5 protein-coding genes are annotated in these 15,702 nt (G+C 70.3%); 3 read left to right on the forward strand and 2 right to left on the reverse strand.

Annotated elements, in window-relative coordinates; translation table 11 throughout:
* Positions 1-57: 57 nt before the first annotated feature.
* The gene (locus ACWEV0_RS16815) at positions 58-4,332 is read left to right on the forward strand and encodes a ricin-type beta-trefoil lectin domain protein (RefSeq protein ID WP_453150041.1); all 4,275 of its coding nucleotides are present in this window, start codon (positions 58-60) and stop codon (positions 4,330-4,332) included.
* Positions 4,333-4,417: 85 nt separating this feature from the next.
* On the opposite strand, the gene ACWEV0_RS16820 is transcribed toward ACWEV0_RS16815, so the two are convergent.
* A complete protein-coding gene (locus tag ACWEV0_RS16820) occupies positions 4,418-4,762 on the reverse strand; it encodes a hypothetical protein (protein WP_453150042.1) in 345 nt (114 codons plus the stop codon).
* Positions 4,763-4,769: 7 nt separating this feature from the next.
* Complete coding sequence (locus ACWEV0_RS16825; protein ID WP_453150043.1) at positions 4,770-12,047, reverse strand: polymorphic toxin-type HINT domain-containing protein; 7,278 nt, start codon at positions 12,045-12,047, stop codon at positions 4,770-4,772.
* Positions 12,048-12,492: 445 nt separating this feature from the next.
* On the opposite strand from ACWEV0_RS16825, the gene ACWEV0_RS16830 reads away from it, so the two are divergent.
* Together ACWEV0_RS16830 and ACWEV0_RS16835 are read left to right on the forward strand one after the other, a co-directional pair.
* Complete coding sequence (locus ACWEV0_RS16830) at positions 12,493-13,974, forward strand: hydrolase (RefSeq protein WP_453150044.1); 1,482 nt, start codon at positions 12,493-12,495, stop codon at positions 13,972-13,974.
* Positions 13,975-14,411: 437 nt separating this feature from the next.
* Positions 14,412-15,128 carry a flavodoxin family protein gene (locus ACWEV0_RS16835; RefSeq protein WP_453150045.1) on the forward strand — a complete coding sequence of 239 codons (717 nt, stop codon included), beginning with the start codon at positions 14,412-14,414 and terminating at the stop codon, positions 15,126-15,128.
* The last annotated feature ends 574 nt before the right edge of the window (positions 15,129-15,702 follow it).

The raw sequence follows: 15,702 nt of genomic DNA on the forward strand, positions 1-15,702 counted from the left end.
CCGACCGTATGCCCGCCGTCAGACCGGCGGGCCCGTGCGAGGGGACACTCGAACCGCATGTCAGACATAGCCGCGAGACGCCGGACCTTCCGGCCGTCCCGCGTCCGTACGAAGGGCGTCGCCGGCCGGGGGGCGGTGGCACTCGCCACCGCGCTGGCGCTCGGCATGACCGCCGCACCGCTCGCGGTCGCGGCGACGCCCGCCGCCACCGGCGGCACCGCGGCGGCCATCGCCGCCCGGGGGAACGCCCAGCAGCCGAAGGCCGCCACCGGCACCGACAAGGCCGTGCAGGACGCCCTGCGCAAGGCCAAGGAGACCGGCAAGCCCGTCCCGATCGACGCCCTGACCACGGAGTCGTCGGAGACGGTCGCCAGCCCGAACGGCCACCGGCTCATCACGAAGACCCACGCCCAGTCCGTACGGGTCAAGCGCGCCGGCCACTGGCGCACCCTGGACCCGACGCTGCACGCGGGCCCCGGAAACACCGTCACGCCGAAGGAGACCGGCGCCCGTCTGGCGCTGTCCGGCGGCGGCACCGGCCCACTGGCCACCATCACCACGGACGACGGCAAGCGGTTCGCGGTGACCGCGCCGTTCGCCCTGCCGAAGCCGACGCTGAGCGGGGCCACCGCCACGTACGCCTCGGTGCTGCCCGACGTGGACCTGAAGATGACCGCGCTCGCCGACGGCGGCTGGCGCGAGGTCGTCGTCGTCAAGACGGCGAAGGCGGCGGCCGATCCGCGGCTCAAGCAGCTCAGGTTCCCGGTGCGCACCACCGGCCTGAACCTGTCCGCCGACCGCGCCGGCAACATCGTCCTCAAGGACGCCCGCGGCAAGGCCCGGCTGCATGCGCCGACCCCGTTCCAGTGGGACTCCAGCTACACCGCTCCCGCACCGCGCTGGACGAAGACGGCACAGACCTCCGGCGCTCGCGCGGCCGCTCCCGTGGCGGGTGTGAGGTCCTCGGCCGAGCAGCCGGGTGACGGGGCGAACGTCTCGACCATGAAGGTCGCGGCGAGCGCCGACGCGCTCGTCCTGACGCCCGATCCGAAGACCTTCGGCAAGGGCACCGGCCCCTGGTACCTGGACCCGACGATGAGCGCCCAGGCCAACCGCCAGGTCAACGCCCAGGTCCAGGAGAACCACCCGACGACGTCGAACGTCAACACGCTCTCCAGCCTGGGCGTGGGCTACTGCGGCTACTCGGACTGCACCGGATACGGCCGCTACCGCTCGTACTTCCAGCTCGGCATCCCGTCCCAGCTGTACGCCGACGGTTCGCACGGCACCGCCCAGATCGCGAGCGCCACGCTGACCGCCTCCGTGGTCAGCTCCTCCGCTCCCGGCACCAACAAGGGCATCGCCCTGTTCAACACGCCGATGATCCCCGGCGGCGCCACCTGGAACAACCAGCCTTGCGGCACCGGCTACATGAACGGCTGCGACAAGGTCGGCACGGCGTGGATCACCGGTAACGGCAACATCTACTACGACGTCAAGTGGTGGGTGCAGCGCGCCGCCGACCAGAAGTGGTCGAACTGGACAGTCGGCTTCGCCGGCGACGACGAGTACAACATGTACTACCGTCACCACCTCGGCGCTGACCCCGCCATCGCGATCGAGTACGACATCGCGCCCACCATCTGGTACCCGCGCACCGTCCCGACGCCCGGTTTCGCCGACAGCGGCAGCTACAACGACTGCCAGACCCCCGGCGGCAACCCCTGGTACAACCCGGGCTGGGTCGGCGCCAACCAGTACGTCAAGCTGCGCGTCAACACCTGGTCGCCGATCGGCTACAACCAGCTCTACACCAACTTCCACATCTGGGACGACAACGACTCCAACTGGAGCGTCCGGCAGGACGTCGGCCCGACCGGCAGCTACGGCGAGGTCGAGTACTGGGCCGGCACCTTCACGGACGGCCACCAGTACGGCTGGACCGCCAACGTCAGGGACGGCTGGCTCTCGTCCGGTGACACCGCGTGGTGCTACTTCCGCGTCGACAAGACCCCGCCGGCGGTCAGCGTCAGCTCCACCGACTTCCCGGCGAGCGGCACGGTCAACGTCGTACCGAAGCTGAAGATCAACGACACCGGCACGTTCCAGGTGAACGTCACCGACCCGGCGCCGGGCAGCGGCCTGAACGCCTCGGGCGCCGCCTGCTTCCGCTGGACCACGGACCCGACGCCGGTCACCGGCTGGAAGTGCTCCGACCCGGGCGTGGTCCGGGGCGCGAGCGGCAGCTTCTCGTTCACGCCGCGGATCTGGGGCACCAACGTCCTGTTCGTCCAGGCGATGGACGTGGCGGGCAACTACAGCCAGCCCTTCCCGTACACCTTCTACGTGCCATGGGACCCGGCGAAGGGCGCCGCCGTCCCCGGTGACCTGGACAAGGACGGCCGCGGCGACATCCTCAAGCCGGACGCCGCGGGCAACCTGATGCACATGACGGCGGACAGCGATCCGACCATCGCACAGGCCGCCCTGCTCGGTCTCGCGCCGCAGGGCACCACGTGGAACGACGTGCAGACCACGCACCGCGGCGCGCTGCGCTCCATGGGCGTCGACGACGTCTTCGCGCACACCACGGCCAACCCGGCGCTGAAGGGGAACCTCTACCTCTACCCCAACAAGGGCGACGGCACGTTCAACACCTACACGACCGTGGACAAGCCGACGACCTTCGCGGCGCCCGACGGCACCCCGCTCGACGCGCCCCCGGCCGGATGGGTGCCGGACTGGTCCGAGGCCACCCAGGTCCTCGCGCTCGGCGCGCCCAAGGCGGCGCTGAACGACTTCGACGGCGACCTGGCCGCCGACCAGACGGCCGTGCTCGCGGTCGAGCGCGGCAACCTCTGGCTGTACCGCTCCAACAGCATCAACAGCCTCGACGCGGACGCCGTCCTGGTGTCCAACACCGGGAACTGGGGCAACTTCGAGCTGCTCAACCCCGGTCCGGCGAGCGGCAAGGCGCAGCCGACGCTGTGGACCCGAAGCCTGACCGACGGCACGCTCCGCTCGTACCCGATCGGGACCAGGGCCGACGGCCGGCTCGACCTGTCCGGTCTCGCCAGCCCCACGGGCCCGGCCTCGTCCGTCATCGGCAGCGGCCTGACGCCCGCGGCCTTCCCGAAGGTCGGCACCGTCGGCGACGCCACCAAGGACGGCATCGCTGACCTGTGGGCCGTCGCCGCCGGCAGCGACCAGCTGATGTTCTGGCGCGGCAAGACCGCCGGCGGCACCAGCGCGACCGCCGTCACCGGCTTCGAGGCCCCGGCCAACCTGGGTGACACCACCGCGCCCGTCGACCGCATGCGGCTCTCCGCCGCGGTGGCCGGCAAGACCCCGGACGCGTACGGGAAGTTCCCGGGCACGGTCAAGGGCGGCGTCACCTTCACCAGCGACACCGTCAACGGCGCGCCGGCCACGGTGGCGACGTTCAACGGCACGGACGGCGAGATCGACTCCGACGGGCTCAAGGTCGACACCACCAAGTCCTTCTCGATCTCGCTGTGGACGAAGGCCAACGCGTTGACGGACGGCGTGGTCATCAGTCAGGACAATACCCAGGCCAGCGGCTTCATGCTGTGGCCCGCCACCCTGGGCAACGGCTACGTCAACTGGCACCTCGGCATGGCCACCGCCGACAACGGCGGCTGGCCGTACGACCAGACGGACGTGCGCAACAGCGCGGCGCGGGTCCAGCTCGGCGCGTGGACGAAGCTGACCATCAGCTACAACGCCACGACCGGCCAGATGACGCTGTACGTCAACGACGCCCTCGCCTCGGCCGGCATGCACACCACGAAGCTGGCGGCCGCGGGTTCGCTGGTCCTGGGTCGCTACAAGTACCAGGGCCGCGCGAACAACTTCTACAACGGCTCGATCGCCGACGTGGTCGTCCACGACTACGCGGTCGACCCGGCGAGCGTGGCCGGCCCGGTCGTCTCCGACATGGCGGCGGGCGTCTGCCTCGACGTCGACGGCGGCGTCTCGGCCGACGGCCGCGCGGTCCAGGCGTGGACCTGCAACGGCACGGCCGCGCAGGCATGGCAGGCCGCCGGCGACGGCAGCCTCCAGATCCTGGGCCGCTGCCTCGAGGTCGGCGGCAACGGCCCCTGGGCCAACGGCACCCAGGTCCAGCTCTGGTCCTGCAACGGCGGCGCCAACCAGAAGTGGTCCGTCCGCCCGGACGGCTCGCTCTACCACCCGGCCTCGGGGCGCTGCCTCGACCTCCCGGGCGGTGCGACGGCGAACGGGACGCGGCCGCAGCTGTACGACTGCAACCAGACGCGGGCGCAGAGGTGGCACACGGTCGCGGTGACGTGAGGCCGGCTCCCCGGAGCGTCTGACGAATGAGATGTGCCCTGGTGGAGCAAGGCTCCACCAGGGCACATCGCTGTCGTGGGCGCGACTATCGAGCCGTCAGAAAGGCGGCGAGCCCTTCCAGTACGCCCTCGAATTCGGCCACGGGCATCGTGCAGTCCTCGAAGACGTCATAGAAATCGCTGATTTCCACTTCGTCGGACGAGATCCGCCTGACGCTCGCGCTTTCCGTTCCGAGGACGTGGCCGACGCCGGCCTCCCGGTACATCCGTCGCCATTCGCGCAGGTAGCTCCGCGCGGCTTCGGCGTCGAGCCCGAGCGGGACGATGAGGGTCTCCACGGCCAGCCGTAGATTCTCCGGCACGCCCGTGGGCGCCACCGGAATGACCTCTTCGTCCTCGTCGACCGCGAACGACCAGGTGGTCGTGTCCATCACTGACCTACTTTCCTAGCGGGAAGAACGTCGACAGGACGCGCGTACCGTCGGCTGCCTTCTCCAGGAACCCGGTCATCCTGACCCCCTCGTATATACCTGAGACCTGGGCTCCGCCCTTCTTGTAGGTACCGGTCGCGAGGAGATGCTCACCGGCGGCCACAACCTTCTCGGCCGACCAGTCCGCCGGGAAGAAGGTGTGCCCCGCCTTGGCCACCTTCGTGATGATCGAGCCGTCCGGCATGCGGGCACCGACCGTTCCGACGACACGGGCCGTACCATCGGCCTTGGTGACCAGGTCGCCGTTGATGAAGCGGTTCTCGGGGACGCCTCCGGTCTGGTCCGGGTGGAGGTGCCACCCCGCGAACGCGCCGTCCTTGTTGATCACACCCTTCAGCACGTGCTCCTGAGCCTCCGCGGAGACACCGCAGTTGTGGACGAGGACGGGCGCGGCCCCGGCCAGCACGTAGTACGTGTGCAGACGGTCGACCGTGAGGTCGTACGTGACCACGGCCTGGTGGTAGTTGCGGACCGTGGTGACGATGATCGGCGTGCCGTCGACCGTGCGCAGCTTGTGGCCCGCGGCCAGCTCACTCGCCTCGGTCCAGCGGTGCGCCGTGGCGTCCCAGAACGGGTGGTGCCACGTCGTCGTGAGGGTGCCGGTCGTGCCGTCGTCCGACGTGAGGACGAGGTCGGTGAACTCCTTGTCGTCCGGGGTCGTGATCAGCCGCTCGACCGTCTCCGCGCGGGTGACGCCCGTCTGCGGGTCGGTCGCGAGGACCTGGTCGCCCTCCTTGACCTGCTCGATCGGCTTGGTGGTGCCGTCCGCGAGCTGGACCGACGTGCCGGCCGGGAAGCTGTGCGGACCGCCGATGGGGCAGGTGCCGACGTCGTCGGCCGATTTGGCCGCGTCCTCGGCGGCCTGCTTCTCGGCCTGGACGGCCGCGTCCTCCGCCGCGGCCGCTTCGTCGGCGGTCTTGCGCGCCGTGACCAGCGCGCTCTCCGCCTCCCTGGCGATCTTCTGGGCGCCGCGGAAGGCGTCGTACGCCTTCTCCCCCTCCTTCCAGAGCTTGAAGGCCCGGATGCCGACCTTCACCGCCTTGAAGACCTTCGACCACGGGACGAAGTTCAAAGCGGTGTTGATGCAGCCCATGACGTCGCCCTTGGTGAAGCAGTCACGCGCGTCGTTGAAGCCGATCAGGTCGCCGACGACGTCGACGATCTTGCTCATCAGCTCTTCGCGTTCCTGCTTGGCCTTGGCGAGGGCCTCGTCGGCGGCCTGCTTCTGGCGCAGGGCCTCGGCCGCGGCAGCCTGCTTGGCGGCGTTGTCGTTCTTGGCCTGCTGGGTGGACGGGGTGCTGCCGGTGTCGGTGGGGGTGCCGCCGCCGTCACCGCCGCCGCCTCCGCCTCCGCCGCCGTCCTGCTGCTCGTAGTAGCGCTGCCAGGCGGCGGCGCTCATGCACCGGCCGCTGCCGTCGTCGGCAGGGATGCACGTACCGCTCGGGTCCGACTGATCGATCGGGTTGTTGTCGGCGTACGCATAGCCGTTCCAGGACTGCGGATCGCCTTCGTTGAACACCGGGTCGACCGACAGGAAGCGGCCCGTCGCCGGGTCGTACTGCCTGGCGCCCAGCGTGGTGAAGCCGGTTTCCTCGATGGTGCCGCCGACGAAGCCGCGGCTGCCCGCCCAGACACCCGCGCCCGGCTGGCTGCCGCGCGCGTTGCCGAAGGGGTCGCTCGGGCGGCGCGTGACGCTCAGGCTGCCGGCCTCGAACTGGACGCCGTTCGTGCCGTGCGGGTCGGCGGCCTGGTAGTAGAGCTTGCCCGCGCCGCTCTTGGTGACGCGGGTGACGGTGAGGCCGCCCGGCGCCGGATAGCTCCGGGTGTCGGAGACCGCGCCGGACGCCGTGTCCAGGACGATCTCGTCGGCGCCGAGGAACAGTGTCACCTTGCCCGGCGATCGACGGATGAGCTGGCCGCCGGAGGCGTCGTAGACATAGCTCGTCGGCCCCGCCGCAGCGGTGTCCGCGACGGACTCGATCCTGCCCTCGGTGTTCCAGTTGATCCGCTTGGTGCCGGACGTGTCGGTGATGGCGGTGGTGTTGCCGGACGCGTCGTACTGGTAAGTCGCCGTCTTCACGGTGGTGCCGACGGTCGACTTCGATGTCGCCAGCGCGTGCGGGCCCCCCGTGCCGCCGCCCGTGTCCGGCGCGGTGGTCGGGGTGTTGGGGCCGGTGGCGAAGGTCTGGTCGACCGTCTGGTCCTTGGCCGTGGCGCCCGTCGGGTCGTGCCGGACCAGCTTGGTGCGGTTGCCGGTCAGGTCGTACCCGTACGACTGCCAGTACGGCGACGGGCCACCGACCCGCGCGGCGGCGTCGGCCGCCGTCGGCTCGGTCGGGTTGGCGCAACCGCCGATGCCGGAGACCGACGGGGCGGGCGCCGTGGTGGTGCCGCCGTTGTCGGTCCAGGCAGCGGTGAGCCGGCCCAGGTAGTCGTAGGTGAAGCACTGCGTGTCGACGCTGGTGCCGTCCTGCACGTTGCGGGCCGAGGTGAGCGAGCCCGCCTTGTTGTAGGTGTAGGAGGTGAAGTCGACGTGCGTGCCGGCGAGCTGGCTGTCCAGGGTGGACTGCGTGACCCGGCCGGTGCCGACGTCGTACAGCTGGGTGGTGACCACCTGGGAGCCGTACGGACCCACCGTGGTGCGCGTGGGCCGGCCGAAGGCGTCGTACTGCACATCGGTGACCAGCGCGGACTTGCCACTGGAGCCGATGAAGTTGCCGTCGACGTCGTAGGAGTTGGTGAGCCGCTCGGCGGTCAGCCCCGCCCCGGTAACCGCGGGCAGGGTCACGGTCTTCGGCAGGCCGAGGACCGGCGTGTACGTCACCGAGGACACGTACGTGCCGGCGAGCACCCCCTCACTGGCCGGGATCGTCATCGACATGCCGGTGGGCCGGTAGCCGAAGTCGTATCCCGTCACGGTCGACTTGTACGCCGCTCCGTTGACGAAGCGGGTGGACGTGTCCGGCTTGCCCTTCGCCTTGGTGTCGTAGGTCCACTCAAGGCTCTTCTTGGCCGGGTCGCTGGTGTCCGTCCCCTCGTACGCGGCCGTCTTGCGGCCCAGCAGGTCGTATGTGAAGCTGAGCGACTTTCCGCGCGCGTCCGTGGCCGTGGTGATCCGGCCGCCTGCGTCGTAGGCGGTCCTGGCCGTGCCGGAGTCCGGGTCGGAGTTGACGGTCAGTTGGCCCAACAGGTCGTACGTGTAGTGCCACTCGTGGCCGGAGGAGTCCTTGCGGAGCACGACGTGGCCGGAGGCGTCGTAAGAGCTGGTGGTGGCGTCATAAGCACCCGTCGGCGTGCCCGACTTGTACTGCCTGACCTCCGTCGTCCGCCCCAGCGCGTCCGTGATCGACGAGCTCGCGAACCCGCCCGGCGGCGGCGTCACGTCGATCCGGTCGGCCCCCGCGTACGTCGTCGTCGTGCGCCACTGCTCCTGGCCGTACGACATGAACTTGCTGACCGTCACCCGGCCCAGGGCGTCGTACTCGTTCCAGGTCTGCGCCGGGATCTGCGCGTCCTGGGGGACGAAGACGACAGCCGTCGGACCCGAGTCGTTGTTGAAGTACGACGGGGTCGTCTGGACCTGGCGGCCCTGGGTGTCGAAGATCGCGTCCGAGATCAGCCGGCCGACGGAGCCGAAGGGCGGCTGCGCCTGGGTCTGGCGGACCCGGCCGAAGCCGTCGTGGATCTGGATGCTGGTGCCGTAGCTGCCGTCCTCGCGCAGGTTCTGCGTGGTGATGGCGGCCGGGCCGTCGCGGTTGATCTTGAGGTCGTAGGCGAACTTCTGGTTCGGGGACTGGGTGGCCTTGTCACGGCCGGGCTTCCACACCGCGACCAGGCGGCCGAGGGAGTCGTACTCCTCGTCCGTGAAGCGCCCGTTCTCGTCCACCGCGCGGGTCGGCAGGCCGCGGCCCGGGTCCATCGTGGTGGTGGACGTCCAGCCGAGCGGGTTGGTCACCGCCACGGAGGTCGGCAGCGCGCCCTCGGCCGGCGTGTACGCCGTCGTGGTCGTCGCGCCGTCCGGGTGCGCGGTGTCCTTGGTGTTCGGGTCGGTCGTGGAGACCTGGCGGCCGTACTTGTCGAAGGTGGCCTTGGCCGTGACCCGGTAGTTCGCCGAGCCGTCCGCGTTGTACGAGCTCAGCACCTCGGTGGAGGTCTGCAGCGCGCGGTCGCCGACCGTGCCCAGCGGCTGGTTGTCGTACAGGTTCCGGGTGTCCGCGATGGTGTTGGCGGCGTTCGGCGTGGCGCCGCACGGTCCGGCCAGCGTCAGGACCCGGTACGGGAGCTCGATCAGCATCGGGTTGGCGCCGGAGGCGTAGGACGTCTCGGTGCACTGGCGCTGCTCGGGCTTGGTGACGTCACCGTAGACGTCGACCTTCTGCACGCGTGCGGCGTGCGAGAGGTCGGGGTCGTAGGTGACCTCGCGCTTCGTCTCCCGCCAGCTGCCGTCGGCGAGCCGCGCCCGCTCCCGGACCTGGGCGGTGTTGATGAACCGGGCGGTGACCTTCGGCAGGCCGGACACGGACGGCGTGTGGGTGGAGGTGATCTCCGAGCGCCACGGGGTGCTCAGCTCGCCGCTGAGGACCTTGGCGTCCGCCGCGACCGACTCGAAGGTCTGGGTCTCGCGGACGAAGCCCGCGTACTCCTCCTCGTCGGTGATGGTGCCGCCCCAGGTGTCGGTCACCTGGCCGCCCATGCCGCGCAGGAAGGTGGCGACGGACTTGCTCTTGGGGCCGTCGGTGCCGTTGCCGGTGGTCGTGGTGACCGTGGCGTAGCCCCGGAAGTTGTCGTACGTCCGGGTGTCGTCGTCCGCGAACTCGGAGTCGTTGCGGTGCCAGGCGGCGCCGCCTCCGTACTCGTACTCGGTGACCCGGGCGACGCCGGAGGTGACCATGGACTCCTGGGTGACCGAGGCGACCAGGTACTTGTTGAACCAGTCGAGCGACGGCGCGGTGCCCGCCGGCGAGTTCGGCTTGACCCACTTGACCGGCATGCAGGCCATCGTGTTGGTCTCGGGCGAGGCGGGCATGGTGCCGGCCTTGCGCGAGCACTCGACCTGCTTGTAGCCGATGTTGATGCGGCCGCCGGTCTCCGTGACGATCGCCGTCATGCGCGGCCGGTTGAACCGCGAGGCGGTGACGGTGACCTCGTCGACCCGGTTGGGCATCTGTATGCCCGTGAAGGTGACCGGGGGCAGGTCGAGCGCGGCGAGGCCGTTGGAGCCGGTGCGCTTGATCGACTGGAGCCACATGGTGGGGCTCTCGGTGGTGTCCTCGGGGTAGGACCAGCCGTGGGTCAGCGTCCAGTTGTCGACGGTGCGGTAGCCGGTGCCGACGAGGACCTCGGTCTTGACCTCGGCGAGCCGCTTGGAGGTCCAGAAGGTCGGGCCGTAGACGGTGCAGGTGCCGGTGTCGGCGCACTGCTGGTCGAGCGGCGTGTCCTTCCAGCGGCTCTGGTTCGCGAGGGTGCGGTCCGCCGGCTCGCAGCCGGTCGTCTCGAAGCAGCGCTCCTTGGCCGTGAAGGTCATCACGACGGCGGCCTTGAGGCCGCCCTTCGCGGCGACCTGCTCGGGCAGGCGCTGGCCGTAGGAGACCGTGTGGGGCTGGGAGGCGCGCTGGTACTTGGTGGGGGTGCCGTTGCCGTTGTTCTGGCCGCCGCCCCGGGCGTACCAGTTGTCCTCCTTGTCGTACGTGTAGCTGATGAGGTTGCCGTGGAGGTCGACGATGTAGTCGAGGTTCCACTGCCAGCCCATCTGGCACCACGAGGCGAGCCCGGTGGAGGCGCTGTAGCAGGGGTCGCCGGACTTCGGGTGGTACACCGGCACGGTGTTCACCGAGTTCGAGGCCGTGTCGCTGCCGTCACCGCCGGGCAGGTGGTTGGCGCCGAAGTAGTAGTCGGTGCCCTCGGTCGTGGTGACCTTGAAGCCCTCGCCGTTCCAGGCGCCGTTGTTCAGCCCGGTGAGCGGGGTGATCTTCGTGCCGTCGTCGCCCTGGAGGCGCAGCACGCCGGTGGTGTCGTCCTTGACGACCTGGCCGGAGTGGCCGGCCAGGTTGAGGCTGAGCGTCTGGCCCGCCCAGCACTCGTCGCCGGACATGTCGATGCCGCTCTTCAGACACGGCTTGTACTGCCGCGAGATGAAGCCGGGGGTGTAGGCCCAGCCCTCACCGGCCCAGGACGCCTGGGAGTTGGAGGCGGCGGTCATGCCGTCGACCGTGGAGGAGTCGTAGCCGAGCATGACGCTGGGCGCGGCTCCGCCGATCGCGGTCGGCATGGAGAAGGTGTAGCTGTACGTGAAGTTGCCGGCGTTGGATCCGGCGCTCCACGATGCCGACGGCGAGAGCGGGGTGGCCGCGAAGGAGCCGCCGGAGCCCGAGGTGGCCGGTTCGGCGGACAGCACCATCGCGGTCGAGGTCTGCTGCGTGGCGAACGACTGCTGGGCGCCGGTGCTCCCGGTCTGCGTCGTGGCGGGCAGCGTGACGTCGGCGGTCAGCTTCCCGGTGCGCGGGTCCAGGGTGGCCGGGACGGGCGTACGGGTGCGGCAGCCGGCCTTCGCGGGGGTGGTCAGCGCGCAGGCGGGCATCCGTACGAGGCGGGCGCGGTCGCGCCAGGAGCCGGCGCCCTGCAGCGTGTTGACGTCGAGTTCGACGCGGACGGCGCGTCCGGCGTCGGTCGCGGGCGAGGCGCCGCGGACGGTGACCAGGTTTCCGAAGGCGCCGGCGGCCTTGCCCGCGGCGGCATCGCTGACGGTGACGCTGACGGAGGCGGCGCCGGCCGGGTCGGAGTCCTCGGCCGAATCTCCGGCGGCGCTGCCGGCGGCCTTCTTCGCACCCTTGGCGGACTTGCCGGACTTCGTGCCCTTGGCGGCCTTCGACCCGGACTTCGCGGACTTCGCGGGCTTCGCGGAGCCGAGGTCGGCGACGGAGACGGGCAGCTTGCCGGCGCGTATCGCGGCGGCCTTGCGGCCGGCGCCGGGCGCGTGCGGCAGGGCGACGGTGGCCGAACCGGTCGGCACCGGCTTGTGGACCGACCGCCAGCGGCCGGCGACCCCGGTGCGGGGGTCGACGGAGGCGCCGAGCTCGCCGGGGTCCGTCGTGCCTTCGACGGACTTCGTCTTGTCCAGCTTGGTGTTCGGCGGCGTCCACACCTTGGGGTGGGGTCCGCGGGCGGCCTGCGCCTCGGGGACCGTCACCAGGGACAGCAGGACCGCGAGCACCGCGGTCAGGATCACCGACAGTGATCTACGTCTGTGTCTGGACCACATCGGTGGGTGGGCATACCACGCCCTCATAACAACTCCAGAGACTTCAGGGCAGCACAAAACGACGCCCGGCCGGATCCGGCGGGCGTCACCGCGTGCGGGGACGCGACGCGGTCATCCGCACCCTAGGGATCAACCGGCCTCCAACACCACGTTCTACCAGCGGATTTGACGGTGCCTTTACTTTGCTGAAAGTGGTCGATCAAGGGATATCCCGGGAATGCCCGGCTTCCTCTCCGGCGGCCCCGATCCACCGAGCCGCCCGCCATCCCGGATCAAGCCGTTCCAGCCACACCGTCTCGTCATGTACGGTTCAAGAACACGTGCGCCGGGCGTTCGATCCCCGACGTTCTACGCGCGCAGAATTGGCTCCCGCACCGCCTTCCCCCCTCACCCCCTCACGGAGGTCTGACGGATGCTCGGACTCAGAAGGTCCACCCGCCGCTTCGCCACCCTGACCGCGTGTGGCGCTCTCCTCGCCGCTGCCGCCGCTCCCGCGCTGAGCGCCCCCGCGGCCGCCGCGCCGGACGCCACGACGGCCACGACCGCCACCACCGCCACGACCACGCCGCTGCGCGTGCTCTTCGACAACTCCAAGGCGGAGACCGCCGGAAACGCCGACTGGATCATCGGAACCGGCCAGCCCGACCCGCTCACCCAGAACCCGTCGCCCTCGGTCGAGACCGACTGGACCGGAGCCATCTCCGCCTGGGGCGTGGCACTGCAGAAGACCGGGCGCTACTCGCTCAAGACGCTGCCGTCGGGCGGCACCATCACCTACGGCACCACCGCCGCGACCGACCTGCAGAACTTCGACACCTTCGTGCTGCCCGAGCCCAACATCCGGCTCAGCGCGAGCGAGAAGACCGCGGTCATGAAGTTCGTCCAGAACGGCGGCGGTCTCTTCCTGGTCTCCGACCACACGGTCGCCGACCGCAACAACGACGGCTGGGACGCCCTCGCCATCATCAACGACCTGATGAGCGACAACGGCGTCGACAACACCGACCCGTTCGGCTTCAGCCTCGACGTCCTGAACATCCAGACCGACAACCCGCGGGCGATCGCCGACACCACCGACCCGGTCCTCAACGGCGCCTTCGGCAAGGTGACCGGCAGCATCATCCGCAACGGCACCACCGCCACCCTCAAGCCGGCCGACAACCCCTCCGTCAAGGGCCTGATCTACCGCACCGGCTACTCCGGAAACACCGGAGCCTTCTTCGCGACCAGCACCTTCGGCAGCGGCCGGGTCGCGATCTGGGGCGACAGCTCGCCGATCGACGACGGCACCGGCCAGTCCGGGAACACGCTGTACGACGGCTGGAACGACACCGCCGGCACCAACGCGGCCCTCGCCCTGAACGCCACCGACTGGCTCTCCAAGGCCACCACCGGCGGTGGCGGTGGCGGCGGCACCACCTGCACCGCGGGGCAGCTGCTCGGCAACCCGGGCTTCGAGTCCGGCGACACCGTCTGGACCGCCTCGTCGGGCGTCATCACCAACGACCCGGCGCGCCCCGCCCGTACCGGCTCGTACAAGGCCTGGCTGAGCGGCTACGGCTCCGCGCACACCGACACGCTGTCCCAGACGGTGACGATCCCGGCCGGCTGCACCACGGCCACGCTCGGCTTCTACACCCGGATCGACACCGACGAGACCACCACGACCACGGCGTACGACAAGCTCAAGGTCGAGGTCCTGAACAGCTCCGGCGCGGTGCTCTCCACGCTGGCGACGTACTCCAACCTCAACGCGTCGAGCGGCTACGTCCAGCGCAGCTTCAACCTCGCCGCGTACGCGGGCCAGACCGTGACGCTGCGGTTCACCGGCACGGAGGGCTCCACGCTGCAGACCTCCTTCGTGATCGACGACACCTCGCTCACCGTCGGCTGACCATCGGCTGACCGTGGTGCGGGCAGATCGCCCGCACCAATCGGTCGGGCGCGCCGTGCCGGCCGGCGGCCGGCGCGGCGCGCTCCTCGCAGGCTGGGAGGGCCACCCCACTCTGCGAGGAGCCGGTCGATGCCCACCAGCCCGTACCGCTACGACGACCTCAGCACGCGCCGGCGCTCCACGCCCAGGTGATGGCCGCGGACATCCTGGAGCTCTGCGTGCCGATCTGATTCGGGAATCCATGTCATCGGTGCGGGGCCATGCGGCTGATCGGGTGGCCGACTGCGTGACCGTTGGCGCGGCGACCGGTCCTTCCACCCGGCGAGGCGAGACAGTAGACCGGATCTTCGGCCGGACCAACCCGGGGCCCTATCGACGTCGGCAGCCGGGCGTGTTGCGCCGCCCGACCACCCACTCGTCCGCAGGGGAACGCATCGATGACCGAAACCGGCACGTCCTACCGTGATCTCCGCGCCCTGGTGATCAACTGCACCCTCAAGCGTTCGCCGGAGCGCAGCCACACTCAGGGCCTGATCGACATCAGCACCGGCATCATGGAGCGCCAGGGGGTCGAGGTCGAGGTGCTGCGGGCGGTGGACATCGACATCGCGACCGGTGTCTGGCCGGACATGACGGAGCACGGCTGGGAGACGGACGAGTGGCCCGTCATCTACTCGAAGGTCATGGCCGCCGACATCCTGACCCTGGCGGGGCCGGTGTGGCTGGGAGACAACTCCTCGGTCATGAAGCAGGTGATCGAGCGCCTGTACGCCTGCTCCTCGATCCTCAACGAGCGCGGCCAGTACGCCTACTACGGTCGCGTGGGCGGCTGCCTGATCACCGGCAACGAGGACGGCGCCAAGCACTGCGCGATGAACGTCCTCTACAGCCTCCAGCACCTCGGATACGTCATTCCGCCGCAGGCGGACGCGGGCTGGGTCGGCGAGGCCGGCCCGGGCCCGTCGTACCTCGACCCCGGCTCCGGCGGGCCGGACAACGACTTCACCAACCGGAACACGACCTTCATGACCTGGAACCAGCTCCACCTGGCGAGGATGCTCAAGGACACCGGTGGCATCCCCGCCCACGGAAACCAGCGCTCCGAGTGGGACGCCGGCTGCCGGTTCGACTTCGAGAACCCCGAGCACCGTTGAGTGCGGGCCGGACCGGTCGGAGGTCCGGTGGAAGCCGGCTCCGGATCGAGCAGGTCCATCGCGCGACAGTGCCCGCGACGACAGCGGCCTCAGCTGAGGTCCTGCCTCGGGGCCGCGCCGAACAGCTTCACGCGAGTGCATGCTCCACCGGGCCGTTCCTGCCGGGCGAAGCACACGGAGCGGGAGACAACCGAGGGGAATGGGTGGGCGCCGGGCCCCCTCGCAGAGAATGTTAGCGCTAACATTTTCCGTGGAGAAGCCTCTCCAAGGCTTCCCCGGTGAAATCTCCATCAGGCGAAGCGTGTTGTCAATACTCCGCGCACGGACCGCCCCGAGGCGGTGGCCGGGGCGTGTTCCTCCGCTCTCGGTGGCCGGCCCATGTGCGGCGTTCACCGCGCATCGCGGGCTCCTGGGCCGGTCGTCGGCGTATCCGCACGTGGGCGGAGCGGGCCCCGGACGGGAGTGACCGTCGCGGGCTGCCGGGCGCACGCCCGGCGGCCCGACCGGCCACCGTGAGGTCTTGGCACGGTTGTTGACGGAAGCGGTGGACCGGCACGAGTATCGGTGGCGTTGT

This window comes from Streptomyces sp. NPDC003943, from assembly GCF_053605265.1.

Coding starts and splice junctions, on each gene's coding strand:
- ACWEV0_RS16815 (WP_453150041.1), top strand. CDS start 58: ATGTCAGACATAGCCGCGAGACGCCGGACCTTCCGGCCGTCCCGCGTC.
- ACWEV0_RS16820 (WP_453150042.1), bottom strand. CDS start 4,762: ATGGACACGACCACCTGGTCGTTCGCGGTCGACGAGGACGAAGAGGTC.
- ACWEV0_RS16835 (WP_453150045.1), top strand. CDS start 14,412: ATGACCGAAACCGGCACGTCCTACCGTGATCTCCGCGCCCTGGTGATC.
- ACWEV0_RS16830 (WP_453150044.1), top strand. CDS start 12,493: ATGCTCGGACTCAGAAGGTCCACCCGCCGCTTCGCCACCCTGACCGCG.